Here is a 26,014-nt window from a genome sequence, read left to right as displayed (position 1 = left end):
GAACTCAAAGAAGATGTTTTCAAGGAGTGAGCGTTGACTTTCTGTTGACTTCGATACATCCTTGCATGACGCAAAAAAAGTACATCGCCACATGAGCGATGTACTTTAATACATAACCTGTATGTCTGCTTTCGCTACTTTTCGTCCCCCGTCGCAACTGGATTCGCCTCATAACTAATCCAATCACTCCAGCTCCCCGCATACAATCTCACATTCTTGTACCCACCCTTTTCAAGTGCTAGCACATTCGGGCAGGCGGTGACACCGGAGCCACAGTAGACGATGATTTCCGCATCTTTGTCCAGCTCAGCGAAATGTTCTTGCAACTCTTCGGCGCTCTTGAGGCTGCCATCTTCATTCTGAGTCTCTTTCCAGAAGTAGTTAACGGCACCAGGAATGTGCCCGGCCTTCTTGTCCAAGGTTTCTTCCTGACCCAGGAAGCGTTCACGGGCGCGAGAATCGATGAGGACCGAAGAAAGGCCAGCTGGAGAAGCCGAAGGCTCCATATCAGCGGATACCTGTTGTACCTTGCGGACGTCAGCCAGCATCTGCGGCTGCACATTTGCTATAAATGTACTCGGTACCCGGACCGGCTGAGTCCGTCACCGGGAATTTCTCAGCCTTCCAGGCGCTGAAGCCGCCTTCTAGAATGAATACCTGCTCATACCCGAGATAGCGCAGCAGCTACCAGAGGCGTGCAGCGTTCATGCCGCTCTCATCGTCGTGGGCGATGAAAATGGTTAAGACTATATCATTTATTGTATTCTTTCCTAAGATTACTCATTTTTTTATCGCCTCTTGCATTCCCGCCATCCGCTCTATTTAACTGAATTGAACCAGCAGGTAGGCCGTAGTCTTTCTCGATTCTCTTCTCAATAGAATCAACTCTTGCATCGTTCCTAGCATTCCGAAATCTTCTTCCTTCTTCTTCTCTACCTGCCATTAACTTCGCCCGCCTTTATAGTTTTTTATTTGTTCTTTGCATTTTACCTTCAGAGTTCCTCTCAAGATATCCTCTACTTTCAAGTTCTTTTCCATACCCAACTCTTTCAACTCCAGAGGAGCTTTTAAATTTCTCCACTAATTCTCTATCATTTTCGATTCTTGAAGCTTTTTGCTGACTTCTATCTATTGCTTCTTGGCGTTGTTCCATTTGCCTTTGATTCGATTCTTGCATTCTCTGGAGACCATCATTAACAAAGTTCATAACTTTCTCTGCTTTTTCCCAAAAAGCCAAGCTATCAGCTCCTTTCCATTATCATGTGCAATTACTTCACATCAATTATATATACGAGGAGGAATTTCAGTCAATAAATTCCTTTTGGAGTTTCTTGTCGCTTTGGGCTCTCAATGCTGGATAATATTTTACAATCTAGAAATTCAAAACTGAGTAATGGTACAACCTAAGGTGGTATTAATAGTTAGTTCTATTGTTTGCAGCGTGTTGACAGGTTGTTTGCGTATCTATTTCAATCATTAGTTATAATGTATTATGCGTTTGTTTTAAATCTTCCGAGTCATGGGGAGGGTGGAATCTGAAATGAGATTTGCGTGTGTTCACAATTTGTACATAGTAGACACCTTGCTTATATGCACTTTAAAGATTAATTATACAATTCTATGTAATTTAATTGAATCCTATTGATAATCGAAGTGAGGGGCGTAGATGAAGTTTATAATCTATATAATGTTTAATAAAATATTAAATAACAATGAATATACACTATATGTAGATTTGGATGATGGCTTATGGAGAGGGCGTTATTATAGATTTGCTGATGAATATACTTGAATATTTCATGAATATAAGTATAATAAAAGTATGGATAAACTTAGAGAGGGGGCTCAATATTTGGCGCAGACCTAAGCACATCTGCTAGTAACTATTATGAGTAGTGGAACTGGCAGTTAATTTCATAATAAGCTCGTAGTCTGTAATGACTACTTTATAGGGCTGCGCCACAGATGTCTCTCTGTCAAAAGGGGATTTCTGCTGGGGCAGCCTTTTTTGTGACCCGCTCATTAAAGGCTAGGGGGTGCCATATGAACTAACCACTTGTGTTTCAACTATGTTTAGATTGAAAATAAGGTTCACCTGGAGGAGTGCCAAATGTTTACGAATAATGAGTTAGATCAGAGATTTTCAGTTTCTTATAAAAAGATTATTGAGTGGAAAAATTCCTCAATCTACCCTTTACCTTACCAAGGAACTTTGGAATATAGTGCTAATTGGGTTAGGCAACAAGTTTTGTTTATTGCAATGGGGATTCCGATCATTAAAATTACGAAAGCTAATGAACTAACTCGTATTATTTCAACAAAAGCAAATACGGACTTCTTTTGGAATCACTTGTCTTGTGGTCTTACAGGTGAAGAACTAAGAGAGTTATGAAGGCCCAAATCGATCAACTTTTCCAATATTTCTATGGAGGTTTGAATCGCAATGCTTGGTTTTTAGCATAAAAAAGGATATTGTTATATCCCGCTCTGGAAGAATTAAAGAGTTGGTGATAGTAAAAAGACACTTCTAGGATTTAAGTGCCGAATGTACGCTCTCTATATTAGAAGTTTAGTTGATTCTGATGATAAGAATCATCCGGACCTTAAAAATTATATATCTGGTCTCCTTGGAGCAGGTACATTCGATCATTGGAGTGAAGAACTTGTAGTGAAAGCAAAATGGAAGTATGGATATTCATTAAATAAGGGGCTTGTTAAAGGCTCCAGCTATTGGACTAATTAAGTACAGATGTATAGCTCCACTAAATCAGAAATGAAAATAGATGCTTACAGTATAAGAATCTAGAATTTTGAATCAAGCGGTGCAGAGTAGAAATTCCTCGGTCTGACTTTATAAAGGATACAGCTGCATTTCTTGTTGATTACTCCAATCATGAGATAAGATTCCTTATCATTTATAGAATCTTATCTCATTGGAGGAGTCGATATGATCGTATACGGAGTGAACAGAATTGCAAAGGTATTGGGGTGCAGCCCAATTACTGTGCGTAGAATTATAAGCAAACACGAAGATTTTCCATTCAATTGGCTTTGCGATATCGGAACCTTTGAGTTCAATACCGATGCGTGCCAAGAATGGTGGGACACTCACCGCAACGTGGTGATGAAGGAACAAATCCCTACAAACGCTCTATAGCAAAGTAAGTTTGCTCAGAAGCTTGGTGTTAGCACTCGTCTGATAGCAATATGGAGACAGCGAGGATTACCAGCGGAGAAGTTAACTGATGGATCGGTATGGATTAATGGGAAATATCGAATAAATGGTTTATTGAACAGATAGATGAAAGAACCCAAAAACATGCACAAAAGCTATAAATTGTTTTGCAAGCAAAGCTGGGCTATAGAATCATTAAATTTAATATAAACTCGACAAGCTAAGGGGTTATGTTGGGTAATGCAGTCATCAAGAAGAAAGGAGTACTCACACAATGACCACACCTACCCCACAACAAACACGTTTGATGTTAGACCTATTTGCACATAGGCGGAGTGCGAACGCTATGAAAAAGGAAAACTATCCTGGTCAGAAAGGATGGGCACCCGTCAAAGATGCAGGCTTCAATCGGCCTTTCGGAGAAGGACAAGTGCGAACGCATGTAGAGGGAATTCAAAGCTTAGGTATCTATCCATTGGAACCTGCACCGAAGAACACATGTATCTTCGTCTCTGCTGACTTTGATGAGCACTCCGAAGCGTTTGAACATGCTTGGAGACTCCACAAACACTTACAGGCTGCTGGGATATTCTCTCTAGTAGAACAGAGCTTTTCCGGAGTTGGGTTTCGAGCAACCTGTCGAAGGCCACATGGCACGAACGGCTCATGCTTAATGCTCTTATTGAAACGGAAATACCGATTAATGGAGAATTCAAAAAAGGTAGTGACACTGGTAAATCGTTTGATCGGCTATTTCCGACTCAAGACGATACAAATAATTAAGGGAACCCAATCGGGCTTTCTTTTCAAGGGAAGGCTGTGCTTAAGGATAATTGTGTTTTTATTGATGGTGACCAACAGTCATTTCCAGATCAATGGGCCCAACTTGAAGAGGCCTATGCAAATCGTGTTCCTGTCGATCATCCAAAGCTTAAGGAGAAGAGGCATCCGGCAGCACCACCTATCCAGTGGATCAAAACGGCAAAGGATTCAGACGAAGGTCGCTGGTTAGAACTAGGACAATTGGAAGGACAATTGAAATGGATACAAGGGTGTGAAGCAATTAAGGCTAGTCTAAACGATTCTAACCAGTTCAGCAGTACCATATGGACAAGCTTTCTCACCCATATTGCCATATTTGAAGAAGCTGGAAAAGAACTGGCCCATACTGTTAGTAGAAATTATGATCGCACTATAATTGACAATGATCCTAGTAAAGTGCACTCGGAGCAGGATACCAATCGGACATTTTACAACAAGCTTAATTACTTGAAGCGATCGGGAGAACCACCTTTCTGTAGGTTCCTGGAGGAGAACGGTTGGAGTTGTCCAAAGAGAGAGGCAAAAACTTGTGCTCTTAACTTCATTTCATTGTATGGTGCGCCCCCAAGCTACAGTTACTATAGTTCAACAATTTCTCTGACGGCCGAAGACAGAGCACAACTATATAAATGGGAGCAGAATGGCGGGTATGAGTCATTCCTGCGATACTTTTCTGATTCGACAGACTTTGGTGTTTACAAAGGGGATGCGATTCGGGGAGTTAAAGCAAAAGAATACTGGATTTTGAAATATCTGCTTGGAGACACTCGACTCTTCGCTAAATATCCGAACTTTAATAACCGAGTTCGCTCTATCTGGTTTGAGTGGGATACAGACGAAGACGCTAATCGTTTTGAACATCAAATAAGACAAATGAAATATAGTTATGAACGTGAAGAGCGAGCATTCTGGCTCCTACAACAAGACGGAGAATTTACAGCGGGTGCTGCAGAGGAGTTAATTCGTAGGATTGCACTTTTAGCTGGAATACAACTGGCACAACATTGGAACGATCCTTTAATTTTAATGGACCCCTATAAATCAGTCCCCTACTTTGGAAAGTGGAAGGAGTTTTGTTGCTAATGGATAAGAATCTATTGCAAGATACATTGAACGAAACCGTTGAGGAACGTCCAGATTTGGCACTGCCATTAACGCTTAAGAGCTTCTTTCCTGTGTTGCCTAATCAAGTTGATCTAAAAATTCCTGAAGGTTATGCTTTTAGTCGGGAGCATGGCATAACTGCAACAACTAGCCAAACAACAGTAGAATCAGTGTATGGATCTGTTATTGTACCCACGGCCATTATTAAGACGGATGAGGATTATCATGAGCCGGTATTGCGCCTATATTTCTGGAATAACAACAAGCAAACTTGGATAAAACATCATCTTTTGGTTGATTATCAGATGTTGACAACAACTAAGGACATTTCTAAGTTGAATAAGGCAATGCAAATAGTACTAAAAGAACAGCAAAAACCAGCACTCACTAATTACTTTGTAATGTTGTGGGAAGCTAATGAGCGTTTTGAAAGCTTACCAACAATTATCCAAACGCAACGATGTGGCTGGGACGGTCCAAACAACTTTTATCCATTCATTATTACTAATGAAGAAACATTCGTGAAGACTAAGATCAAGACACTGATGAACGCTATCATTCGAACAGCAATAGACTTACCAAAAGGTAATAAAGATGAAGCCTTAGAGATAATAGCGGAACTTCAGGACAATCCAGTTTTTGCAGTATGTCTAGCTGGTTGTCTTGCGAGTCCTATTGTACCATTGGTTGCTGGAAAGCTTGATGAGAATATTGGCATAGACATCTATGGGAAGACAACTGCTGGGAAGGCAGCCATTCAAAAATTGGCAATAGACTTGGTGTACGGAATGGGAAATCTATTCCGACTAAGTTGGGCAAATTTTAAATCTGCCGGTATGTGGAATATGGCTCGAGTAGCTAACAATCTTGTGTTTATCTGTAACATATAGTGCAGGAATTGTTTGGTCTAGTTTCTTTTGAGGTTGTAACGATTGTGAAATTTGTTGTAGATACCTAATCATTTCAATAATTCTACCAGGTCTGTTCTTAGCGAATTCGGTTACTACCTGATTAGGAATTAGTAACCGCCCTTCTTGCGCAAGTTGATTTAAAGCATCTAGCACTTCGTTTACAGTAACTTCCTTCCACTGGTAAGCAGCTAATAGAACATTTGTATCAACTACTATGTTTGCAGAATCAATTATTTCTGCAAGTGATTTCGGTTGAAAAATAGACTTTTTCCATGCCCCCATTAACTCACCACATTTAATTGGGGATTTTTGTAATCAGTAATGTTAGTATAACTCATGGAAATGAAAATTTATAGGGATTTCTAAGTTATATATGTTTGTGGCTGGAAGAAGTCAAACGCAACGCAAATAAAAGCTAATTGTAGCAAGGGAACATCCACATAAGGACGGGGTGGAGTGTAGACTGAAGGGAGTTGTTTGTAAGTTGTTGAGCTAATTTTCAATGCTGAAAATACTATATATATGAATGTTCTTATGAATACGAACACAACATGTTGATTTTTGGGACTGGTTATAGTAGTATGAATTTAGGAAGTGTTTTCCCTAAATATTGGAGGTGGGTAACATGCCAAACCAGCACGTTGTGCCTCATGGTGACAAGTGGGCTGTTAGAGGGGCAGGTAATGACAAAGTGAATCGAATTACAGATACAAAAAGAGAGGCCACTAACATTGCTCGTATGATTTCACAAAATCAAGGCACAGAACTGCTTATCCATGGCAGGGACGAAAAGATTCAGTCCCGTGACAGTCATGGGACTGATCCTTATCCTCCAAGAGGCTAAACTAACTTCTCCAACCAACATTTTTGTGGGGGTTCTTTTTACGCCACAAAATTTTAAATATTCCATCAATTCGATGCTATAGTACTATACAAATTAGTCTAAAGGACGTGATTATTATTAAGCTGCCCTGGAAGAAGAACTTTCTAAAAATACCTGATAGCATTTTGGTAAAATCGAAAGAGCTTAAGTCAGATCTCCAAGTTGTTGGGTGTGTCAAAAAAATCCCGATTGGTGATATTCAAAGCAATGTGTATAGACATATCGGTATAGCTATATCGAACAGCGAAATAGATATTGTAACCTCGTCTCTTCCGAGGCAATCTACGGGTAGATATTCCAACTACAACGTTAACGGAAGAACAATTACTCGCCGTGACTTGCCCAAAGTAGATAAATCTTTTTCCGTTGAAGTTCCAAACTTCGGGGATTGGAGCAAGGGGTCCCATGATATGTCATGGACTCGTCCTGTTTTCCAAAAAAACCATTGGTTGCCCCGCGAAATACATGTGCTGGTTGAGATAATTGAAAGCGATGAACTGACTGTGACAATCAAATTTAGCTTAGACCAGTATATTGATAGACAAAGTTCTACATATGAGGAAGACCTACTCTTCCATTGTAATCTTCTGCAGGAGAATACTGGTGTTTGCAATATTCTTGAAGCTGATGCAACCAACGACGATTATTTGAACACACTGTATGTGAACTGGGAAATATTGCCTCCTGGAGAACTGAATATTGAACGGAATATTAATTTTCTGATTTCAAAATTTAGAAACCCTACAAAAGAAATCCAAGAAATTATTGCTGATAGGATTAACTTCTTTGAATCCCTTAATCCAATTCAGTACATTGTTGGTGAAAGTAAATTTAGTCAATACATTGGGGCTATGATAAAAGAAGATTTAGTTCTTTTGGAGAATGTTCGATATGGAAATGCAATATATATCTTATTTGAAAACTGGAAGGAATTAAGTAAGCTAAGTAAGACTGAGCTGTTAAACAGCAACCATAGGAACTTTGTTAGAATCACTCACCGAGGTAATTGGAAGAATAAAGTAGTTAATGAGCTTCGCTAAACCCCTAGAATAATATTTCAAATCTGAAAGAGTCGCTATATTATTGCGGCTCTTTAATGTTTTGCGGCTTATTAAATAGTCAGAAGGGCATGAATTCATTCAATACTAACCTAATTTGAACATGTTGATACTTAATTTTGTGTCTGAAACTATTTTCTCAATGTTCTTGGCTGCAGATTGTTTGCAAAAGAACCCAAAAAGGACTGAACTGGGATCTTCCGTATCACCCAGTTCAGTCCACAAAACCACTTATCCAAAGTCCTTGCGTTTCTTATTCGTCCCCCGTCGCAATCGGATTCTCCTCATAAGAGATCCAATCACTCCAGCTCCCCGCATACAACCGCACATTCTTGTACCCGGCCTTCTCAAGTGCCAGCACGTTTGGGCAGGCGGTGACGCCGGAGCCGCAGTAGACGATGATTTCCGAATCTTTGTCCAGATTAGCGAAGTGTTCTTGCAACTCTTCGGCGCTCTTGAGGCTGCCATCTTCATTCTGTGTCTCTTTCCAGAAGTAGTTAACGGCACCAAGAATGTGCCCGGCCTTCTTGTCCAAGGTTTCTTCGAGACCTAAGTATCTTTCCCGCGCACGGGAATCAATTAGCACGGGAAGAGCAGGGGATAAGGCGGAATCTGCAATATTCGTAAGCGTGTGCCCGGACATCAGGCGAACCTCATCGACACCCACTAGCATCTGTGATTGTACGTTTGGCTCGAACGAACTTGGTATCCTAATAGGCTGATGATCCGTAACAGGGAAGCGTTCGGCTTTCCAAGCACTGAAGCCACCTTCCAGGATGAATACTTGCTCATGGCCCAAATAACGCAGCAGCCACCAAAGCCGGGCGGCGTTCATACCACTCTCATCGTCATAAGCGACTACGCGCGTCGTGTTGCCGATACCAAGTTTCGCCAGACGTGCAGCTAATAGTTGTGGGTCGGGGAGAGGGTGGCGTCCACCATGCTCTGATACAGGGCCCGACAAGTCCAGCTCCAGATCTAGATAGATCGCACCAGGAATATGCTCCTGCTCAAAACTTTCTTTGCCAGCCAGCGGTTTACCTAGCGTAAATCGGCAGTCTACAATGGTCTGCTCAGGTTCATAGAGTCGTGCCAGCAGCCAGCGTTTGGAAACGGTAGCTTCCATAAGTATCCCATCCTTTATTTGAATCAGTATAAAAATCATTATAGCAAAATATGATTGTTCGTGGAGTTGTAGTCAACGCAAAAATCCTAACCGCAGAGGACAGGGGAAGTTGCCCTTGCAGTTAGGATTCTAGGATTTGAACTAGAAATTATTAACCAGGATCGCTTGTGGTATCGACCACGTTCTACTATGTTTGTTAATATTCGTAACAGTCCATAGAAAGAATATTTTAATGCAAGTTATCAGCTGCTACTCACAGCCCCAACCGATTACCCTTCTCCAACCGCAGAATTTGCTTCTCACCATTATCAGCCAGTTCCCGGAACTGGACGATGGTATCACGCATCTTAGGGAGAGCGTCCTGCTTGTAGGTGCTAATCGAATCCAGCGCTGAGAGGACGTCGGAGAACGCCTGCTTAAGCGTGTCGGCAGAAACGCTGGTCTCCAGCGCCTGCTTGTGGATGGCTGCGCCTTGCTCTTTAAGCATTCTGGAAGTGCCACTGATCAGCGTGTCAGTGGTCTGGTTAAGCAGTTCGATTTTTTTCAGAACAATTCTTTGATTATAAAGGGCACTGGCGACCGTAACGGAAATTTTCAGCGCGGACACGGTAACGTTTCTGGCTCTGTCTACCCCACGGATTAGCTCTTTATTATTTCGAATAACGACTTCAATGGCCATAATGCCTTGCTGATTGACCACCAGCATTTGCTGCAGATCCATCACCCGTTGACGGAGAGGGAAGAGGACTTCTTCCGTAATGAAACGGATTTTGTCTTCGGACTCCCCACGCACCTTGGCAGCTTCGATCTGTGTTTCAATCTCCTGGTCCATTAAGATGCCGAGCTGAATTTCTTTTTGCAGCCTTTTCGTTAGCTCCCGTAAGGTCTGCTGTTCAATTTCCAATGTTGTATTGTCGTTACGCAAAACGGTTTTGCCTTTATCCAGAGAGATAATAATATCGGAAATGACGGCATCGGCCTTCTGGAATTTGGCAAAGTAAGAGCGTAGCGGATTGAACAGCTTGCCTAGCAGCCCGCTTTTGGCAAAATCGACAGCGCTCGGGTCCAGATCCTTCAGCTGCAATTGCAGCTCAGTTAAGCCTTTGGCAACATCGCCGCCTTCATCGCCTGTTTTGGACAAATTACCTACGGTTACTTGCAGCAAGGCATTCTTATCGGATGAGGAGCGCATTGTTCCCATGCCGAAGCTGTCAATGGACTGCAGAACGGCTCTTCGCTTCTCCAGTGAATCAATGTCCAGTTCCAGAATGGAAGAGACGTTGTTGATCGCGAGTTCCTTCAGCTGTGTGACCTCTTCCGGCTCCGGTTTTACCTGTTCTTCAATAACCGACTTCAATTTCTCTGCACTTGGCACTTCCATAGTGAATGACATGGCAATCCTCCTATATGTGAATGGTTAATAAAAAAATTACATTTGCACATTGAGCAGATTGCCGATTTTGTACACGACGTCATCTGTATCTGCATTGATATTGGCAGCTTCATTAATGATGGATATACTCTCCAGAGCTTTAATATTCGCATTGTAACCAATGGTATAGATCGGAATTTTATAGGTTTGAATAAGTCCTCTGATATCATCTAGTGAATGTCCCTCGTTGGTCTCCCCGTCACTTAGTACAAAGATCAGCGGCTTGATCTCCGGATTAACTTTGACTTGATCTTGAAGCATCTTCATGGCAACAACCATAGCGTCAAACGTAGCGGTACCTCCCGCAGCTTGCAGACTATTAATAGCACCTACGAACATAGATTGCTGATTGGTATCATATTTTGCAATGGGAAGATTGACGGTAACGTCACTGGAGTAAGAGACAAAGCCGATACTGTTGTCTTTTCCTAAATACTTCTGCCCCTTAAGCAATGACTCTTTCAGACGATTGAGTGGTTCGCCAGCCATGCTTCCCGATACATCGGCAACAAATACCGCTGCGATCGGTGTATTTCCGTCTTTCTTTTCCTTCCAGAGCTTCTGGGCGGACGAGAGTACACTGCCATCTACTGGGTCAAGCTCGGCAACATAATCATTCAGACCGTTAAATCCATTGTCTGCTCCAGATTTTTGATATTTAGCCTGTTCAACAAAGTCAGCGAATTTCTTAATGATCTCCAGCTTTTCCTTAGGTATATTACCAAGCGCGTACAGCGGGCTGTCATGTCTTACGCCGAATGGAGTAAATACATAACCGCTCTTTAAATCAGGTGTGTTGACATAAGTCTGATATTCCAGCACGAATGCGTCGAGTCTGCCAGTTTTTGCGGCTTCACGCATTTGCAGGGTGGTGGAAGCAATGAAGGGAACGTTGGCCTGGAACTTCTCGAAGCCTTGCACTGCCTTATCCCCCAGCAGATCAGAACTGTCAAAAGTGGATAGGGCCGTTACCAGAAAGTTCAATCCGGTGGAACTGGCAAAGGGATCGGTGTATCCCATCGCCAGCTCGTTGTCAGCGATTGCATCTGTTATGGTTTTAACATTGAGCGAACCGTACTTATTCACCAGTTCATCATACTTCTTCTTGTTGGTCACAACACCGGTTACATTACCGATCAGGCGCTTGGCGACAAGTTCAGTTTGAACGCCGCTGGCTTTGACCATTTCTCCCCACAACTCATTAGAAGGGGTATAGGCGTCCGGCACATATTTACCGGATCTTATGTAGTCGGCCGCTGTTCCTGAAGCGATATTGCGGATTTTGACCGAAACGGGTTTTCCGTCTACCAGTGTATTAGAATCATTGAAGTCTTTAGCCACACCATTCAACCATCCATCTTTGCCAGTTCCGGATTTCTCTATAGAAGAGAAGATTTCAATGAAGTTGTCGGTTGTAGGCTCAACAGAAATCGTGAACTTGGAGATATCAGGTAGGGAGTCGCCGACGGCTACAGGATCAAGATCGATTTGACCTTTGACCAGTGGCGCAGTGGTTACTTTAATATCTTTATAGAGCTTCTCCAGTCGTTTCGTGGCATCCTCCGCCGAAATTTCGGTCTTGGATTTACCCAAGTTAGAGGTAAGGGTGATTCCAAAGTATACAAGTGCAAAGACCGATACCGCAATAATTGCTAATACCGCAAATGTTTTTCCTTTCCTCGCCATCATCATCTTCCTTTCTATTGCTGGTAGAGTTTTGTTTGTTTGATTAAGTCATTGATTTCTCTCATGCAGGGCATTTCTTCGATCGTTTTATAGTCTGTACTGTCTAACAGGGAGATTTCCAGCAACAGCTGATCAAGCTTCAGTAGAATTTCTTCGTTGGCACCTAAATACCCGGCCACATAGGCAAAGTATTCGTTGAAAAGATTCCTTTTCTGCTGTACCAGTTTATCGGAGAACTGTCCAGGGTTATGAGAATCCGTAAAAAGCGAGAATTCTTCGGCATCGAATACGCTTAACTTGTTAAGAATCCCTTTGATATTCAGATAAAAGAGTTTTTCAACGGACCCGATCACCGCAATAAACTTTTGATAACTCAGTTCTGTTTGCTCAAATCGCTGCGACAGGACGTTCAGCAACGTATCCTTCTTCTTATCGATTCGCTCGAGCTGATCCAGAGCAAGGACAACATCTTTTTTAAGTACTTTAACATTACGGTATTTATGCAGCTCGGCTATATAATCCACCTGGGTCTCCAGCTTCCGGATGGATTTCGCAGGTGAAGGTTTGAATAGCAAGATATAACTTCCGTAAAGGACAATCAGCAAACTGAGGACTAACAGAGTTACGCCGGAGGCGGTCTCAAGGGCACTTCCGCTGACAATGTCCACGCCCAGCAGCCCCGGTGACAATACCGCGATGTTCAGTAACACAATGCCTGCAATTAGGCCGAGCAGTTTGAAAAGTCTTGAGCTGTTCAGGGTTTACACCTCCTCCAAGAGTATATTTTGACAAGGGTCATTCTGATTCATTTTATCAGAGAATAGCGAAATTGGCTTTCAAATCTTTCCAATAAAACAGGAACTATACGGAAAAATGATGGCTGATTAGTGGTTATTACGTGAAATCAAGGATATTTGTTTCAAAATAAAATATAAATTGGGCTTTACACGGTTATAATGTTAGTGTACTATTCAACTATGACACCGACACAATAAAACTTTTACCATAACAATCTTTCTAAAGAGGGAGGCATATGCATGAGCCAAAGAGGTGTACAGCAAGCGCAACACGAACGGGAAGACATTGTCCTGCAGATGAATGAAGTCAGCAAGGTCATTAAGGGAAAAGCTATTGTTGATAAGCTTTCTTTTCAAATTCGCAAGGGTGAGATCGTAGGGCTGCTAGGACCAAACGGTGCGGGGAAGACGACAACGATCCGCATGATGACTGGGCTGATTCGGATGAGTGAAGGAGATATTGAGGTACAGGGCCACAGCATCAAGAAGAATTTCAAATCGGCTATTGCCCACATCGGCGCCATTATTGAGAACCCGGAGTTCTATCCCTACATGACCGGACTCGATAATTTACGGCAGTATGAGCGGATGACTGATGATGTGGATGATGACCGGATTGATGAAGTGGTTCAGCTGGTGGGACTTCAGGAGGCAATGAACAAGAAAGTCAGATCTTATTCGCTGGGTATGCGCCAACGGCTGGGGATTGCCCAGGCTCTACTGCAGCGGCCTAAGCTGTTGATTCTGGATGAGCCGACTAACGGACTTGACCCGGCGGGTATTCGGGAAATGCGCGACTACATGCGAACCATTGCTGAAGTGGAAGGCATCTCCATTCTGATCTCTAGTCACATGTTGTCGGAGGTGGAGCAGATCTGCCACCGTGCGGTTGTGATTCAGAACGGAAAGCTCGTGACGGTTACAGAACTTGGAGCAGAGAACAGCGTTTCAGAAGAGGTTACGTTAACGTTCCGAGTAGATGCTATTGAACCGGCAATTGCGATAGCTCATGGAACAGAAGGTATACAGGTGGTCCGCACCGACTTTATTAGGGATCAGTTGACGGTCACGATGAACAATAAGAATGTACCAGAACTGGTAGGGGCTCTGGGTGCAGCAGGCGTGGGTCTGTACCGGATTGAAGAGAACAGGCAGAGCCTGGAAGAAGATTTCCTGAAATGGACAGGAGGGAATCGTATTGCATAACCTGAAACGGCTGGTCGTCAACGAATGGTTGAAATTGTTTAAGAAACGTTCGTTTTTTGTACCGTATGCCTTGTTAATAGGAATGTCTTTCATAGCAGGATACGTTATACATTCTTTTGCAGCAGGGATGTTTGGCTCGGTCTATGACTTTACAGTAACGATGTCCTACATCCAAGGACTGGGCCAGGTCGTAACGATTATGGCGATTATCGGTTCCTCCGGAATAGTAGCCAAGGAATACAGCCAGGGAACCATTAAATTTTTGCTGATTCGTGCCCGCAGCCGGACGTCTATACTGGCCTCTAAATATATAACAGCATTGATCTACGGCTTGTCATTGACGCTTGCAACAGCGGTTGCGCTATTCATTTCCGGGTCAATCTGGTTTGGCATTAGCGGTGCTGAAGGAAGATGGCTCGACGTTCTTGGTTCACTTGGGTATAGCTATGTCTATACCGTGGTCTATATAACGCTTGCTTTTATGATAGGAATACTAACGACCTCGGGAGGGGCGACGATAGGGATTACGATGCTCATGCTTATGCTCGACAAGACAATTATTCAGAAGGAATTTTATAAATATATGCTGTTCCCCAACTTGGATCTGTCTGTCTATAGCGATGGAGGAGCTCCGCTACCGGGAATGACGTTATCCTTCTCGATCATGATGCTTGCCGTGTATGTGCTTCTATTTCTCCTTGCCGGGTTTGTTGTGTTCAGACGAAGGGATGTTGCATAACTATGACGATTGAATTTGATAACAACCTGCCTATTTACATCCAGATTATGAATTATATCAAAGGTGAGATTGTGACCGGGAAGCTGAAGCCGGGCGATAAAATTCCTTCCGTACGTGAGCTGGCCAGCGATTTACAGATCAACCCGAATACGGTGCAACGGACCTTTCAGGAATTGGAGCGTGAGACAATCGTGGAGACAAGACGCGGGATGGGACGATATGTGACTAGTGAGGAAGGTAAAATTATGACCATCAAGAAGGAAATGGCCAAAGATGTGCTGGACCGGTTTATCCGCGGGATGAGAGAGCTCGGTTTTCAAGGAGAAGATATTGTTGCTGCCGTAGCAGAGAGCGTGAACCACAAAGATGGAGAATAAGGGGATGTATAGTGTGGAGGATATCTTACAGGTACAGCAAGTCAGCAAGAAGTATTGGTCCAAGCAGGCTGTTCGCGATATTTCTTTTACATTGGGACCTGGGAAAATCATCGGTCTCTTGGGCAGCAACGGCAGCGGCAAAACTACAATTATGAAAATGATCGCCGGTCTGGCTCATCCAACCTCTGGAAAAATTTCTGTTTATGGTAATCCTGTAGGTTTTGAGACCAAATCTTTAATCTCATTTATGCCAGACCAGCCGCTAACTGAGTCGTGGATGACGGTGGGGGATGCACTGCGCTTTTACAGTGATTTCTTCGCGGATTTCGATCAAGCCAAGGCGGAGCGGATGCTGGACTTTATGAAGTTATCGCTGGCTGACAAGGTCAGATCACTGTCCAAAGGGATGAGTGAACGTCTGCAGCTGACATTGGCATTATCACGTAAGGCCAGTCTCTATCTGCTGGACGAACCGCTGGGCGGTGTGGACCCCGTGGCGAGAACCAGAATCCTGAATGCGTTGGTAGAGTTCTATGAAGAAGACAGCAGTATTCTGATCTCCACGCATCTGGTGTCTGATATTGAGCGGATTTTTGATGAAGTCATTATGGTCAAGAATGGGGAAATGGTCATGCACGGGAATGTGGAAGAGCTCCGGCTGCAGCATGGGAAAAGTATGGATGAACTGTTCAGAGAGGTGTTTGCCGAATGCTAAAGCTAATGAAATATGATTTCAGGCGTAATCGTGATCAGATTCTGGGGCTGTATGCAGTCACACTGCTGCTTGAGGCTGTGATTTGGATCTTGGCGGAGGTTTATCATTGGGAGAATCTTAGCATGCTTGTGCTTCAGGCCGTTACTTATTTCTCTGCCGCTATCTTCCTTGTAGTTCTGGCTTGCCGAACTTATAGTACCAATCTGAAGTCCTATGGTCGCAAACTACTTCCGTTAAAAACATATTATACCGTGCTCTCCCCGCTGCTGTTGAATCTGATTCTGTTGATAGTCTTAATTGCACTAGGAATGCTGCATGTGGCAGTCTATGGCTGGGTCTATCCGGACATTCTGCCAACAGATTTCTGGTATATTGCTTTCATCAGTGTACTGAATTTGCTAGGCGCAGCCATGGTCTTTTTGATTGCGCTGACGTTCTCTATTACGGTTTCCTACAGTCTGCCTTTCCGCAGCAAAGTCTGGATCGGGATCGTCACACTGTTTGTTCTGAATCTGATTCTGGGACTGGTAGAAGGGAAATTGTTTCCAGATTCAGGGGGATGGATGGAACTTGCTTTCCGGTATAATTTCACTTCAGGTGAGTATTTGAACCCTAACGGAATTGAAGCGGCTGGTAAAGCTTTTGACATCGGTCCGGCACTAATTGAAACTGTATTTTGCCTGATTCTATTATATACATCCACCTGGCTTGTTAAAAAGAAGGTAGAGATCTAATTTCTTGACTCTCTACTATAGAGTATAATAAACAGACGCCTCTCCAAGCGGAGCGGCGTCTGTTCTATGTCTATTTACATTCCCTCCGCACTGCGGCCATGGGTCCATGAGTCCAGTTCCCGGATCAGCATTTCTTCTTCAATTTCACTCAAATCCAGTCGAACACCATATTTGTACTGTCCGAGACCGAACATCCAGCCCCAGCGCACACTGCCTTGTAATCTGAGTTTGTTCTCATTTAGCTGAAAATGAATAATCAGCTTCGTATCTCCAGCTGTGAAGCGAAGGTTCAGGGAAGTCCGTACCTTACATCCGGAACGGCTGAGATCGAGCATTACGCCTTCGGTCAGCTTCCCGGCACCGGGGCCGGTATTGCCGGCCGGCACTTCAAGCCAGCATTCGATCGGTTGGTTCATGACATACCGGAATGGTTCTTTTCTGCTCGACCCGTCCATAATTTACCTCCGCTAGTTTATTTGCTATTATATCGAAATGAAGAGAGTGCGACAATCTACTAAAGTGTTATTTTTCAGATTTTGTAGTAAAAATTTACATTCATATCGAATAAGGGTGGGTCAGACATGTATCAATACGATAATGAAACTTTTCACCATCATAATTTTGACCAAAGTAATTTGCAGGATGGTGAACTGAACGGCTGTATCTTCGAACAATGCTCGTTCAAGGGCGCATCAATGGAAGAAATGACCTCTACGGGATGTCAGTTTATTGATTGTGATTTTACGGGAGCCTATCTGAATGCATCTCTGCACAGGGGCTCAGCGTTCACGAATTGTAAATTCAGCGGGACTAATCTGTTCGTCGTAAAATTTGAAGATTGCAAAATGGTCGGTTCGGATTTCTCCAACGCAGCGCTTGACGGACTGACGATTACAGGTGGTGATTGGTCATACACCAATCTGAGACACGCGAATTTGAGCAAGCAGAATCTGCGTGGGATAAGATTTTTGGATGCGGATCTGTTTGGCTGTGATCTGCAGAAATGTGACCTCCGCGGAGCGGATTTAAGCAGAGTGCAACTTGGTCAATGTAAGCTGAAGGGAGCAGATCTTCGGGACGCGAAGCTGGAAGGTATTGATCTGAAAAGCCTTGATTGGCAAGGTGTAAGAATGGATGTAGAGCAAGCTGTACTTCTGGCACGCTCGCTTGGTGCGAAGGTAGGCTGAGCTGAGAAAACAGACTGTTAAAAACTTAAGAGGAATCCGATGATAGATCAGTGGCGTTTTCACTCAAGCAGCATCAGATAAGGAGAATGAAGTGTGACATTGAATTTGCGCCGGTGGCTATTCTTATCTGACCGGGTATGCCTACGGTGATGGGGATATGGACTATCCCGGCTTAGAGGTTAACAACCTTAAAAGCACAGAAACTGCGCTAGGGTTCGTGTCCGATATCGCGCTCGCAGGAGGCGAAGGTAGTAGCCAAACGTTTTATTAACACGATAACCAACCCTTTGATTTGGAGGAGTCAGTGAATGTCGGCTGCATTATTGGCGCAGCTGTCTGGAATGCGGAAAGCGGGCAGGACACACGCGAGACGATGCGCCTCGCGGATGAAGCCCATTATATATCCAAACGTACCGGCAAAAACCGGATTGCGTTCGAAGCTAATTCTTAATCAAACCGAAAAAGGCTGGTTGAGCACTAAGTGCACTGTATTCCTGGTAAAGGATAAGGTGCCATACTGCTTAACGCAGCCTTTTTCTCGGTTTGGACCACCATTTGATCCAGAGGTAACCTTCATCGTCCCGGAAATATTTGATCCCAATCCAACGCAGAGGCGTCCAAATTTCCTTAAAATAATATGATGGCATAGTCTTTTAGACCCCCTTAATAGGCATATAATACTATATTTTACGCTACAAATATGAAAATCTCAACTTTTATTTGCTTAAAATTTCCACAATAGAATAAAAGCGCCTAATTAAATCTCCTAAACTATCCTCCTAACATTACGATTAATCATATAGTTCTTTAGCACCTTACTTTTATTATATTTCTCCTCAATGACGGGAAAATGACAAATTATAGATTTATAGAATTTTTGTATGTTTTAACTTGGAAATAGGGTGGAGCAAGGGGAGAAGCACAAGCATTTTGCGCGGACTGGCATTAGATAGTAGTAGAAAGGATGTGATGATATGAAAGAGGCGGATTTCATCGCAAAAATTGCACCTTTTGCGGTGGACAACATGCGAAGCAGCAGGGTCGCAGCTTCCTTGACGATTGCGCAAGCCGCTCTTGAATCCGGCTGGGGCAGCAGCGGACTGACGGTGAAAGCCAATAATTTATTTGGTATAAAAGGCAGCGGGCCGGCTGGAAGTATCACCATGCTGACTACGGAATATGTCAATGGAAAGCCGGTTCGGGTTCAGGCGGCCTTTCGTGCCTATAACAATTGGGGCGAATCCGTTGCCGACCATTCCAGATTACTGGTCAATGGAGTGTCCTGGAATCCTAAAATTTATAGCAAGGTTATCGGGACTACTGGCAAAGCAGCAGCCCAAGCCATTGCCGCTGCCGGCTATGCCACCGACCCGGGTTACGCAGCCAAGCTGATTTTAATGATGGACACCTATAATCTTTACCAATTTGATGAGCAAGGAAAGGAGGACGACGAGATGTCGGCTGAAGATAAGCAGAAGCTAGCAAGCCTGGAGGAGCAAGTCAAGACGCTTAATGGATTGATAGCCAGTCTGAATGTCAGCAGGGATACGCTGAAGACGGGTGTGCAGGAGCAGGGTCAGGCGATCAAAAATGTCACCGACCGTATAGCTGCTGTCGAGAACCGGGCGGTTATGAATGTGCCGGATTGGGCCGAACCCGCGGTTAAAGCGGCAACCGCAGCCGGGCTACTGGATACCCCTTCCGGAGGAAGCTATGATTTTTACCGCATTTTGACGGTATTGAATCGTGCAGGTCTTTTAATAACTAAGAAAGGATGATCCTATATGAACGTTGCGCTCAATACGGTACTGGCCTTTGCTTCGATGCTCGCAGTATTTGTAATGGCTCTCGTGCAACTGGTGAAGAACAGCTTCAACCTGCCACGCAATCTGGTGCCTGTTGTGGGTCTGGCCCTTGGCCTGGTGGTGGGGGTTGTTTCTTACCCGTTTACCAATATGGATTTGATTATGCGTCTTTGGGCAGGCGGACTGGCAGGGCTATCTGCTACAGGGCTGTTTGAATTGGCTTTTAATAAACGGGACGGTACAACGAAAGAGTGATAGAAGCATAAGCATCATAGTTTTACTCACAGATAAGGCTTGTTTCTCTAGTAAAACAAGCTTTTGATAGAGGAGATTTAACCAAACCAACTAGTGGTATCGTTAATACAATAGAGTATGTTAAAAAAGAAAGGAGGTGCATTCTCATGGGAACCTATGTTGATGGCAGAACATCTCAGAATGCCAGTTACGCCAACTCGATTGCAATTCCGATTACCGTCATTAATACTCCACAACTCTTTGGTCAAATCGGTCTGGTAACAGCTGGTATTGGTGCTAACCCTCGGGTTATATTGAAAGGAACGATTTCTGTACAGATTCCTCTGGCTTTGGTAGGAATTAGAGTTACTATTGTTAGAGGAACCCTCCCAACCGACCCAGCTGTATATTCTGCGACCTCTACCTTTGATCTTAGCGTGTTGGCTCCGCAGGTTATCACTTTCTCGGCTACGGATTTTCAGCCGCCGGTCACGCCACAGATCACGTATACAGCTTTCGTCTCTTCTTCATTACTGGGAACAGTTCGTGTTGGTCCTGAAAGCTTCGACGGTATTATTGTTTCGGATTAATGTACTTCTGACACAATTAATCAAATCTTTATATTCCTTTCAGGTAGATTTAAGCTGGAATGAGTATAGTAATCCCATGACCCCCTTATAATATAGACTTTGACCCTGCCGGATCTCGGTGGGGTCCCTTTTTTGTATAGATAAGATTCTATTCTTCTAAAAAAGACCTACTCTTCGTTATTATCACCCGGTACAATAAAATCATCAAAGTACTTACGGAGAGTCAGGTGGTGTCATAGTTATGGATATCAGGAAGATGGGACCGCATGAAGCTCCCCCGATGGAGCTGCTGCTGTTGGCCGATCCCTCGGTGCCGGTTATTGAAGGGTACATAGAAAGAGGAGAGTGTTACATCGCGTTAATCGAGCGGGAAATCGTTGGCGTGTCTGTACTGCTTCCAACCCGGCCGGGGACGGCAGAATTGATCAATATTGCGGTGGTGGAACATCTTCATGGCCAGGGCATAGGGAAGCGACTGGTACAGCATGCCATAGCGACAGCCAAGTCGCAGGGCTACAAAACTCTAGAAATCGGAACAGGAAATTCCAGCTTGCATCAGCTGAGTCTTTATCAAAAATGCGGTTTCAGAATCATTGGGGTGGATCGTGATTATTTTATCAGGCATTATCCTGAAGCGATCTTCGAGAATGGTCTGCAGTGTATCGACATGATCCGGCTGGCGCAAGATCTCATAGCAGATTCAGTATGCCTCCCGCAAATAAAAATGAACCAAGAATAATGGTTACTAGACCTCCGAATTTGGCCATGTCTATATAGGCATCGCTGGGTTCGGAGTCATTTTTAACTTTCCAAGCTTCGTTCATCTTCCACCCAAAGGTGGGCTTGCGAATCGTAAAGATGCCCAGTGCAATAATCAGACCGCCTAGAATAATGAGAAAAAAGCCATTCAATTTAGGAGTCTCTCCTTTCGTTATGAATTACCTAAACTATATTCTATTTTTGTCGGGATATCCAAATACGGATGCCGACTGTAAGCAGAACGAAAATAATGATAAAAATTACTAATTGAGACATATGTATTCACCTCCAATACAATTGTAAATGATTGGAAGGAAAAAATCTGTGAAAAAAATCCAAGGGGATGATAAGGTGTCGGAGACTTCTGAACAACACTATATGAACATACATGGGGTAAAAGTATACGGGGTCCAAATGGATTCCCAAACCCGCTGCAGGCATTACCATTCTCCAATAGATATTATAGCGATCCGTTTTCCATGCTGTGATGCATATTATCCTTGTTACAAGTGCCACGAAGAAGTCGGAGGTCATGCTGCAGCGAGGTGGGGAAAACATCAGAGGGATGAACAAGCAATTCTGTGCGGGGCCTGTGGTCACCAGTTAACCATCCATGAATACATGGCCTGCGGCTCATCGTGCCCTGCCTGTCAGGCTGCTTTCAATCCAGGTTGTCAAAATCATTATGATTTGTATTTTGAAGTGTGAATTTGATATGTCTCACTTGTGACGAAATCGAATTATCAACATATTTCTCAGCAAGCGTTGAAGTTTTCTCAACACGATCTCAATGGACCTGCACTCATCTCAACACTTTATCATATGCTGATTTCAAAATAGGTTAGGGTGGTGAAAATCAAAAATGATGTCATACAATTCATCCGTTCTTATTAGTGGTATTGCAGCATTTTCCGATGGGGTACAGCAAACGTAATCAGTTTACGTTCAAATTACCCAATCTGGAGGTCACAACCAAACCACATGAGCTAACCAAGCTAATTAGAAGAAAGCACCCATGCTAATGGTAAAGAAACACCCCAAGCAAATCACACAAGCAAACGATAATCAAACTTTAACCAAACGACACAGAGAGATAACCGAATCACACAGAGAGATAACCAAAGTTAGGTCGATCTCAATACTAATCGTATTTAGAATAGCGGGGATAGTGTCCTCACACTCGGAATTTAGATTTGAACAATTTTATAAGAAGAGGTGATTATGTATGTATTATTGCATCGTTTGTTCACAAATACATCAAGGGAAAAATAGCCAAGGAAGTGTTTTCAAGAAAGGACTTTATGTAGACCCAGGAACTGGGGCGATGATCCATTTGGGGATGTGCGAAGAAGAACACAGAGGGACACAAGACAATATACAATTAACAATCGATAATGATTATGTGCAATTAAAAACCATTAATAGTTGGTTACCCGTTCAGCAATCTGCTATAGAAAATTCAGAATTTAGCGAATATCATTAGACGGCAAAAACGGGTGTTATCCTCAATTGAGGACAGCATCCGTTTTTTGTGTTCATTCATTCCATTTATTTTCATTTATTTTCATCTATTGCATCGTAAAATTGGCCTAGTTTGCTGTGTTCCTAACTAAGGGCAATTTTGTACCTTATTTCAACCTTTTTGGGCCAAATTAAGGAAATAAGGGCATTTTTGTATGCTATTTTATGGAGAATTCGGATTAAAGCATGATATCAGAAGATTTAAGGTGCAAAAATGCTCTTAATTTGAGCTGGCCATCATCTTCACACAATTTAAGGTACAAAAATGCCGTAATTTACACTTTGGTGAGGTACAAGGCGATCTCCGTTTTATTCGAGTGGCACATTTTGCAGTTAGAATGCTTTGTATTGCTTTCTTTTGTTCATCGTACAAAGTTAACATTGTTATGGAGAATCGTAAATGGTGTTTTATAAATAGAGGCTCATAAAATGGACTCATGTAAATATAAATTTGGTGTATTGAAAATGAAATCCCCTTGCTAAGTAAGGGGTTATAAACAAAAAAATCGAGACCCTATTTCTAGGGTCTCTTTCATGGGAGAGGAGAAACCGGACGAAGAGCTTATGGGGAAACGTAAGCCTGCTCCGCGGTTGTCTACGACATTTTGTGATGTCGATAACTACATGATGTCCCGGCTTGCTCGTTCTTATACATACGGCTTTAGAAATTGCTCGGAAAAGGTGGGATACCGCTAGATCCGACATAATGATACAAACTTTTTATTTCGGCGGGCGAATGTGGTACGATAGGCGTGAACTTGTGCCCTTTTTGGCATAATAAACAGAGATATAAGCAGGTGAGCAAAGTCGTGAGAGTGGTATCGGGAAGTGCAAAGGGGAGGCCCCTTAAAAGTGTTCCGGGAAGTGGGACAAGGCCAACAACGGACAAGGTCAAGGAAGCGCTATTCAGCATGATTGGCCCTTATTTTGACGGGGGATCGGCGCTTGATTTGTTTGCCGGTACAGGCGGATTGGGGATAGAAGCCCTGAGCAGAGGTATGGACAAGGCCGTATTTGTGGACATGGAGCCTAAAAGCATAGACACGGTGCGTGCCAACCTGAAGGCAACCAAGCTTGAAGGTCAGGCAGAAGTTTACCGGAACGATGCGGGCAGAGCGATCAGCGCTTTGGAAAAACGGGGGAGACGGTTCGATCTGGTGTTTTTGGACCCGCCCTACCGGCTGAAGCACGGGGATGAACTGATGCTGGCTCTGGCCGAAAAAGGGCTGCTGGAAGAAGATGCGACGATCGTCCTTGAACATGAATCAGGATATGACTACCCTGAGGATATCAAGGGATTCTACAGAGTGCGGCAAGCTGTGTACGGAGAAACGACAGTCTCGATTTATCAGTATGAAGCCGTTGGACCGGATGAAACCGGAAGCGGTGGGGAGGAACAGGATGAGTCAGCCAATTAGAAAAGAACGTATTGCCATATATCCGGGAACGTTTGATCCGGTCACCATGGGGCATATGGATATTATTCATCGTGCGGCCAAGCAGTTTGACCGTCTGATCGTGGCGGTGCTGAACAATTTAAGCAAAAATCCACTGTTCACCGTGGAGGAACGTACTGACCTGCTGCGCCAGGCTACAGCGGACATCCCTAACGTGGAGATCGACAGCTTCAGGGATCTGCTAGTTAACTATGTCCGGCAAAAAGATGCACAGGTCATCGTACGTGGAATACGCACCGTAACAGATTTTGAATACGAACTGCAGAACGCTTCCATCAATCATAGTCTTAGTCCGACAGCGGAGACTATTTTTATGATGACTAACCCGAAATATTCTTATCTAAGTTCCAGTGTGGTGAAGGAAATTGCCCATTTCGGCGGCAATGTCACTGAGTTTGTCACACCAGAGGTAGAGCAGGCGATGAAGCTCAAGTTCAACCGGAACGCCGACGAAGTGAAGTAAAGAGGTACACTGCACCCGAAAGAAGCATGAGCAGGGCTAGCAGGGAGATTTGCACACCCAGCAGCTGTGGAAATGCGCTCCATAATGTATAAGTCTGTACGTCTCCGGCGGGCAGAATTTGTGTTCCCGTAAAAGTCGGCAGGGTCTTCTCTTGCAGTGACATAAGCGGCTTCCAGAGCAGCAACGTCAATACAAAAGCGTAGCTGCCATGCAGCAGACGGACTGCTGCGAAGGGCAGGAAACGTAAGCCTGCTGATTTTAGCAGTGTCAGTACCTGAAGCTGTGCACAGATGCCGCTCCAGCCCAGTGCAGCAGACAGCAGGGCGAAGCCCAGGATACCGGCTGTTCCGTTGGGTGATGAAGCGGCAGTAGCTCTGGCTGTTTCAGTCATGCCGGTCAAAGCCTGGGCCCCCAGGTGAAGCTCCAGCAGGCTGGCCGGCAAGGCTGCGGGTAGTCCGGGGAACAAACGGACCAGGATGTTGATGATTACGGCAAACATAATAATGTAACCACCTACGACCATCAGGTTCTGTACCGCATTGCCTACAGCTTCGCCCAGCAGCTTGCCGAAGCTCCGGCCATCTTGTGCCCGGGCATGAGCAGCAGCATTCGTGACCCGGTGATACAGAGAGTCTCGCTTGCTGTCCGATACGGTCGCCGGAGCAGGTGGCTTTGAAGGCTGCCACCCCAGCCGGGAGGCAGTGAAGCCTGCCAGTAGGCCCGCCAGCCAATGCAGGATCAGCAGGCTATAGCCTGCTGCAGGATTGTGCAGCAGCGCTGCTCCTATAACGATAAGCAGCGTTACTGGACTTGCAAAATGGACGAGCGAGGCGAGCCTTCCCGCTTCTTTGCCGGTGAGGCTGCCCTGCTTGTGAAGCTGGAGGACGCCCCCAGCACCGCCGGGGAATCCGGCAGTGGCCCCCAGGGCAAGCGTCCAGCCCCCGGCCCCGGGCAGCCGGAAGACCCGCGTCATCAGCGGCTCCAGCAGCACGCCGATTCCGTGTACAAAGCCTGATGCAGTCAGCATCTCTGACAGCATCAGGAATGGCAGCAGCGCCGGGAAGACGAGGCTCCACCAGAGCTTCAGACCTTGCAGCGAGGCTGCAAAGGACGACTCTGGCGAAGCCACGATGGCTGCGGCGAGCAGAATGGCCAGCATCCCGGAGAGAAACGGGATGGACCGGGCGCCGAGCCTGCGTATTTTAGTGTTCATTTCTGGGATCACCTCTTCAT

30 protein-coding genes and 2 pseudogenes are annotated in these 26,014 nt (G+C 44.3%); 21 read left to right on the top strand and 11 right to left on the bottom strand.

The genetic code is table 11. From position 1 onward, the window contains the following. Nucleotides 1-134: 134 nt before the first annotated feature. From ACFVU8_RS07055 to ACFVU8_RS07045, 3 genes and pseudogenes are all read right to left on the bottom strand, one after another. A pseudogene (locus ACFVU8_RS07055) lies at nucleotides 135-732 on the bottom strand (sulfurtransferase); the annotation flags it as partial. A 19-nt stretch (nucleotides 733-751) separates the two neighbouring features. Next, complete coding sequence (locus ACFVU8_RS07050; RefSeq protein ID WP_387426499.1) at nucleotides 752-943, bottom strand: hypothetical protein; 192 nt, start codon at nucleotides 941-943, stop codon at nucleotides 752-754. Between the two features lie 15 nt (nucleotides 944-958). Further along, complete coding sequence (locus tag ACFVU8_RS07045; RefSeq protein WP_387426497.1) at nucleotides 959-1,237, bottom strand: hypothetical protein; 279 nt, start codon at nucleotides 1,235-1,237, stop codon at nucleotides 959-961. An 873-nt stretch (nucleotides 1,238-2,110) separates the two neighbouring features. Here ACFVU8_RS07045 and ACFVU8_RS07040 point away from each other — a divergent pair. The 4 genes and pseudogenes from ACFVU8_RS07040 to ACFVU8_RS07025 all read left to right on the top strand — a co-directional run bounded on the left by ACFVU8_RS07040 (nucleotide 2,111) and on the right by ACFVU8_RS07025 (nucleotide 5,991). Continuing rightward, nucleotides 2,111-2,392 carry a hypothetical protein gene (locus ACFVU8_RS07040; RefSeq protein ID WP_387426495.1) on the top strand — a complete coding sequence of 94 codons (282 nt, stop codon included), beginning with the start codon at nucleotides 2,111-2,113 and terminating at the stop codon, nucleotides 2,390-2,392. A gap of 1,057 nt (nucleotides 2,393-3,449) precedes the next feature. Further along, nucleotides 3,450-3,791, top strand: a pseudogene (locus ACFVU8_RS07035) (TOTE conflict system archaeo-eukaryotic primase domain-containing protein); the annotation flags it as partial. A gap of 203 nt (nucleotides 3,792-3,994) precedes the next feature. Next, entirely contained in the window at nucleotides 3,995-5,080 is a 1,086-nt protein-coding gene (locus tag ACFVU8_RS07030) for a hypothetical protein (RefSeq protein WP_387427240.1), read from the top strand. Next, nucleotides 5,080-5,991, top strand: coding sequence for a DUF927 domain-containing protein (locus ACFVU8_RS07025; protein WP_387426493.1), 912 nt, complete (start codon nucleotides 5,080-5,082; stop codon nucleotides 5,989-5,991). The genes ACFVU8_RS07030 and ACFVU8_RS07025 overlap by 1 nt, the downstream gene beginning before the upstream one ends. On the opposite strand, the gene ACFVU8_RS07020 is transcribed toward ACFVU8_RS07025, so the two are convergent. After that, the gene (locus ACFVU8_RS07020) at nucleotides 5,908-6,294 is read right to left on the bottom strand and encodes a PIN-like domain-containing protein (protein ID WP_387426492.1); all 387 of its coding nucleotides are present in this window, start codon (nucleotides 6,292-6,294) and stop codon (nucleotides 5,908-5,910) included. The two genes, ACFVU8_RS07025 and ACFVU8_RS07020, sit on opposite strands and share 84 nt — an antisense overlap. 343 nt (nucleotides 6,295-6,637) lie before the next feature. Between ACFVU8_RS07020 and ACFVU8_RS07015 the strand changes: the two genes are divergently transcribed. Together ACFVU8_RS07015 and ACFVU8_RS07010 are read left to right on the top strand one after the other, a co-directional pair. Further along, a complete protein-coding gene (locus ACFVU8_RS07015) occupies nucleotides 6,638-6,856 on the top strand; it encodes a DUF2188 domain-containing protein (protein WP_387426491.1) in 219 nt (72 codons plus the stop codon). Between the two features lie 449 nt (nucleotides 6,857-7,305). Continuing rightward, nucleotides 7,306-7,935 (top strand): hypothetical protein, encoded by a 630-nt coding sequence (locus ACFVU8_RS07010; RefSeq protein WP_387426489.1) that lies wholly within the window; start codon nucleotides 7,306-7,308, stop codon nucleotides 7,933-7,935. A 271-nt stretch (nucleotides 7,936-8,206) separates the two neighbouring features. Here the strand turns inward: ACFVU8_RS07010 and ACFVU8_RS07005 are convergent, their stop codons facing one another. The 4 genes from ACFVU8_RS07005 to ACFVU8_RS06990 form a co-directional block, all read right to left on the bottom strand. Continuing rightward, the gene (locus tag ACFVU8_RS07005) at nucleotides 8,207-9,079 is read right to left on the bottom strand and encodes a sulfurtransferase (RefSeq protein ID WP_387426488.1); all 873 of its coding nucleotides are present in this window, start codon (nucleotides 9,077-9,079) and stop codon (nucleotides 8,207-8,209) included. A gap of 253 nt (nucleotides 9,080-9,332) precedes the next feature. Then, complete coding sequence (locus ACFVU8_RS07000) at nucleotides 9,333-10,472, bottom strand: toxic anion resistance protein (RefSeq protein ID WP_175374761.1); 1,140 nt, start codon at nucleotides 10,470-10,472, stop codon at nucleotides 9,333-9,335. Between the two features lie 36 nt (nucleotides 10,473-10,508). Continuing rightward, on the bottom strand, nucleotides 10,509-12,197 hold the full coding sequence (locus tag ACFVU8_RS06995) for a vWA domain-containing protein (protein WP_387427223.1): 1,689 nt from the start codon (nucleotides 12,195-12,197) through the stop codon (nucleotides 10,509-10,511). A 14-nt stretch (nucleotides 12,198-12,211) separates the two neighbouring features. Next, a complete protein-coding gene (locus tag ACFVU8_RS06990) occupies nucleotides 12,212-12,907 on the bottom strand; it encodes a hypothetical protein (protein WP_387426486.1) in 696 nt (231 codons plus the stop codon). Nucleotides 12,908-13,234: 327 nt separating this feature from the next. Between ACFVU8_RS06990 and ACFVU8_RS06985 the strand changes: the two genes are divergently transcribed. Genes ACFVU8_RS06985 through ACFVU8_RS06965 form a run of 5 tightly spaced genes read left to right on the top strand, consistent with a single transcriptional unit; the run spans nucleotide 13,235 to nucleotide 16,765 of the window. Continuing rightward, entirely contained in the window at nucleotides 13,235-14,200 is a 966-nt protein-coding gene (locus tag ACFVU8_RS06985; protein WP_387426484.1) for an ABC transporter ATP-binding protein, read from the top strand. Continuing rightward, complete coding sequence (locus ACFVU8_RS06980; protein WP_387426482.1) at nucleotides 14,193-14,939, top strand: ABC transporter permease; 747 nt, start codon at nucleotides 14,193-14,195, stop codon at nucleotides 14,937-14,939. Before ACFVU8_RS06985 ends, ACFVU8_RS06980 begins: the two co-directional genes overlap by 8 nt. A 2-nt stretch (nucleotides 14,940-14,941) precedes the next feature. Then, on the top strand, nucleotides 14,942-15,316 hold the full coding sequence (locus ACFVU8_RS06975) for a GntR family transcriptional regulator (RefSeq protein WP_379466023.1): 375 nt from the start codon (nucleotides 14,942-14,944) through the stop codon (nucleotides 15,314-15,316). A 13-nt stretch (nucleotides 15,317-15,329) separates the two neighbouring features. Next, on the top strand, nucleotides 15,330-16,031 hold the full coding sequence (locus ACFVU8_RS06970; RefSeq protein ID WP_387426480.1) for an ABC transporter ATP-binding protein: 702 nt from the start codon (nucleotides 15,330-15,332) through the stop codon (nucleotides 16,029-16,031). Then, nucleotides 16,025-16,765 (top strand): hypothetical protein, encoded by a 741-nt coding sequence (locus ACFVU8_RS06965; protein ID WP_387426478.1) that lies wholly within the window; start codon nucleotides 16,025-16,027, stop codon nucleotides 16,763-16,765. Before ACFVU8_RS06970 ends, ACFVU8_RS06965 begins: the two co-directional genes overlap by 7 nt. Nucleotides 16,766-16,839: 74 nt before the next feature. Here the strand turns inward: ACFVU8_RS06965 and ACFVU8_RS06960 are convergent, their stop codons facing one another. Next, nucleotides 16,840-17,220: a PilZ domain-containing protein gene (locus tag ACFVU8_RS06960; protein ID WP_379466021.1), complete on the bottom strand. Its 381-nt coding sequence runs from the start codon at nucleotides 17,218-17,220 to the stop codon at nucleotides 16,840-16,842. 126 nt (nucleotides 17,221-17,346) lie between these two features. Here ACFVU8_RS06960 and ACFVU8_RS06955 point away from each other — a divergent pair, with 126 nt between their 5' ends. The 6 genes from ACFVU8_RS06955 (at nucleotide 17,347) to ACFVU8_RS06930 (ending at nucleotide 21,320) form a co-directional block, all read left to right on the top strand. Further along, nucleotides 17,347-17,952, top strand: a complete 606-nt coding sequence (locus ACFVU8_RS06955) for a pentapeptide repeat-containing protein (RefSeq protein ID WP_387426476.1) — start codon at nucleotides 17,347-17,349, stop codon at nucleotides 17,950-17,952. Between the two features lie 292 nt (nucleotides 17,953-18,244). Next, entirely contained in the window at nucleotides 18,245-18,403 is a 159-nt protein-coding gene (locus tag ACFVU8_RS06950; protein WP_387426474.1) for a hypothetical protein, read from the top strand. A 523-nt stretch (nucleotides 18,404-18,926) separates the two neighbouring features. Continuing rightward, nucleotides 18,927-19,730, top strand: a complete 804-nt coding sequence (locus tag ACFVU8_RS06945) for a glycoside hydrolase family 73 protein (protein WP_387426472.1) — start codon at nucleotides 18,927-18,929, stop codon at nucleotides 19,728-19,730. 6 nt (nucleotides 19,731-19,736) lie between these two features. Then, on the top strand, nucleotides 19,737-20,012 hold the full coding sequence (locus ACFVU8_RS06940) for a holin (protein WP_387426470.1): 276 nt from the start codon (nucleotides 19,737-19,739) through the stop codon (nucleotides 20,010-20,012). A gap of 146 nt (nucleotides 20,013-20,158) precedes the next feature. Beyond that, nucleotides 20,159-20,581, top strand: a complete 423-nt coding sequence (locus tag ACFVU8_RS06935; RefSeq protein WP_387426468.1) for a hypothetical protein — start codon at nucleotides 20,159-20,161, stop codon at nucleotides 20,579-20,581. Between the two features lie 241 nt (nucleotides 20,582-20,822). Beyond that, on the top strand, nucleotides 20,823-21,320 hold the full coding sequence (locus ACFVU8_RS06930; RefSeq protein ID WP_387426466.1) for a GNAT family N-acetyltransferase: 498 nt from the start codon (nucleotides 20,823-20,825) through the stop codon (nucleotides 21,318-21,320). On the opposite strand, the gene ACFVU8_RS06925 is transcribed toward ACFVU8_RS06930, so the two are convergent. Then, entirely contained in the window at nucleotides 21,271-21,492 is a 222-nt protein-coding gene (locus ACFVU8_RS06925) for a DUF6199 family natural product biosynthesis protein (RefSeq protein ID WP_379466014.1), read from the bottom strand. The genes ACFVU8_RS06930 and ACFVU8_RS06925 overlap by 50 nt on opposite strands. A 151-nt stretch (nucleotides 21,493-21,643) precedes the next feature. Here ACFVU8_RS06925 and ACFVU8_RS06920 point away from each other — a divergent pair, with 151 nt between their 5' ends. The 4 genes from ACFVU8_RS06920 to coaD all read left to right on the top strand — a co-directional run bounded on the left by ACFVU8_RS06920 (nucleotide 21,644) and on the right by coaD (nucleotide 24,781). Beyond that, entirely contained in the window at nucleotides 21,644-22,048 is a 405-nt protein-coding gene (locus tag ACFVU8_RS06920; RefSeq protein WP_387426464.1) for a CHY zinc finger protein, read from the top strand. A gap of 517 nt (nucleotides 22,049-22,565) precedes the next feature. Next, on the top strand, nucleotides 22,566-22,823 hold the full coding sequence (locus ACFVU8_RS06915) for a DUF3973 domain-containing protein (RefSeq protein ID WP_387426462.1): 258 nt from the start codon (nucleotides 22,566-22,568) through the stop codon (nucleotides 22,821-22,823). Nucleotides 22,824-23,670: 847 nt separating this feature from the next. Beyond that, nucleotides 23,671-24,279 carry a 16S rRNA (guanine(966)-N(2))-methyltransferase RsmD gene (rsmD, locus tag ACFVU8_RS06910; RefSeq protein ID WP_387426460.1) on the top strand — a complete coding sequence of 203 codons (609 nt, stop codon included), beginning with the start codon at nucleotides 23,671-23,673 and terminating at the stop codon, nucleotides 24,277-24,279. After that, nucleotides 24,263-24,781, top strand: coding sequence for a pantetheine-phosphate adenylyltransferase (gene coaD / locus ACFVU8_RS06905; protein ID WP_379466011.1), 519 nt, complete (start codon nucleotides 24,263-24,265; stop codon nucleotides 24,779-24,781). Before rsmD ends, coaD begins: the two co-directional genes overlap by 17 nt. On the opposite strand, the gene ACFVU8_RS06900 is transcribed toward coaD, so the two are convergent. After that, the gene (locus tag ACFVU8_RS06900) at nucleotides 24,753-25,994 is read right to left on the bottom strand and encodes a nucleoside recognition protein (RefSeq protein ID WP_387426458.1); all 1,242 of its coding nucleotides are present in this window, start codon (nucleotides 25,992-25,994) and stop codon (nucleotides 24,753-24,755) included. The genes coaD and ACFVU8_RS06900 overlap by 29 nt on opposite strands. Between the last annotated feature and the right edge of the window lie 20 nt (nucleotides 25,995-26,014).

The organism is Paenibacillus sp. NPDC058177, from assembly GCF_042883835.1.
In the GTDB taxonomy this organism is placed as follows: Bacteria; Bacillota; Bacilli; order Paenibacillales; family Paenibacillaceae; genus Paenibacillus_AQ; species Paenibacillus_AQ agri.
Note: the sequence above shows the minus strand (reverse complement) of the source record. Positions and strands in the feature narration are given on the sequence as shown.

Coding starts and splice junctions, on each gene's coding strand:
- ACFVU8_RS07050 (WP_387426499.1), bottom strand. CDS start 943: ATGGCAGGTAGAGAAGAAGAAGGAAGAAGATTTCGGAATGCTAGGAAC.
- ACFVU8_RS07040 (WP_387426495.1), top strand. CDS start 2,111: ATGTTTACGAATAATGAGTTAGATCAGAGATTTTCAGTTTCTTATAAA.
- ACFVU8_RS07025 (WP_387426493.1), top strand. CDS start 5,080: ATGGATAAGAATCTATTGCAAGATACATTGAACGAAACCGTTGAGGAA.
- ACFVU8_RS07020 (WP_387426492.1), bottom strand. CDS start 6,294: ATGGGGGCATGGAAAAAGTCTATTTTTCAACCGAAATCACTTGCAGAA.
- ACFVU8_RS07015 (WP_387426491.1), top strand. CDS start 6,638: ATGCCAAACCAGCACGTTGTGCCTCATGGTGACAAGTGGGCTGTTAGA.
- ACFVU8_RS07010 (WP_387426489.1), top strand. CDS start 7,306: ATGTCATGGACTCGTCCTGTTTTCCAAAAAAACCATTGGTTGCCCCGC.
- ACFVU8_RS07005 (WP_387426488.1), bottom strand. CDS start 9,079: ATGGAAGCTACCGTTTCCAAACGCTGGCTGCTGGCACGACTCTATGAA.
- ACFVU8_RS07000 (WP_175374761.1), bottom strand. CDS start 10,472: ATGTCATTCACTATGGAAGTGCCAAGTGCAGAGAAATTGAAGTCGGTT.
- ACFVU8_RS06995 (WP_387427223.1), bottom strand. CDS start 12,197: ATGGCGAGGAAAGGAAAAACATTTGCGGTATTAGCAATTATTGCGGTA.
- ACFVU8_RS06985 (WP_387426484.1), top strand. CDS start 13,235: ATGAGCCAAAGAGGTGTACAGCAAGCGCAACACGAACGGGAAGACATT.
- ACFVU8_RS06975 (WP_379466023.1), top strand. CDS start 14,942: ATGACGATTGAATTTGATAACAACCTGCCTATTTACATCCAGATTATG.
- ACFVU8_RS06965 (WP_387426478.1), top strand. CDS start 16,025: ATGCTAAAGCTAATGAAATATGATTTCAGGCGTAATCGTGATCAGATT.
- ACFVU8_RS06960 (WP_379466021.1), bottom strand. CDS start 17,220: ATGGACGGGTCGAGCAGAAAAGAACCATTCCGGTATGTCATGAACCAA.
- ACFVU8_RS06955 (WP_387426476.1), top strand. CDS start 17,347: ATGTATCAATACGATAATGAAACTTTTCACCATCATAATTTTGACCAA.
- ACFVU8_RS06945 (WP_387426472.1), top strand. CDS start 18,927: ATGAAAGAGGCGGATTTCATCGCAAAAATTGCACCTTTTGCGGTGGAC.
- ACFVU8_RS06940 (WP_387426470.1), top strand. CDS start 19,737: ATGAACGTTGCGCTCAATACGGTACTGGCCTTTGCTTCGATGCTCGCA.
- ACFVU8_RS06935 (WP_387426468.1), top strand. CDS start 20,159: ATGGGAACCTATGTTGATGGCAGAACATCTCAGAATGCCAGTTACGCC.
- ACFVU8_RS06930 (WP_387426466.1), top strand. CDS start 20,823: ATGGATATCAGGAAGATGGGACCGCATGAAGCTCCCCCGATGGAGCTG.
- ACFVU8_RS06920 (WP_387426464.1), top strand. CDS start 21,644: ATGATTGGAAGGAAAAAATCTGTGAAAAAAATCCAAGGGGATGATAAG.
- ACFVU8_RS06915 (WP_387426462.1), top strand. CDS start 22,566: ATGTATTATTGCATCGTTTGTTCACAAATACATCAAGGGAAAAATAGC.
- coaD (WP_379466011.1), top strand. CDS start 24,263: ATGAGTCAGCCAATTAGAAAAGAACGTATTGCCATATATCCGGGAACG.
- ACFVU8_RS06900 (WP_387426458.1), bottom strand. CDS start 25,994: ATGAACACTAAAATACGCAGGCTCGGCGCCCGGTCCATCCCGTTTCTC.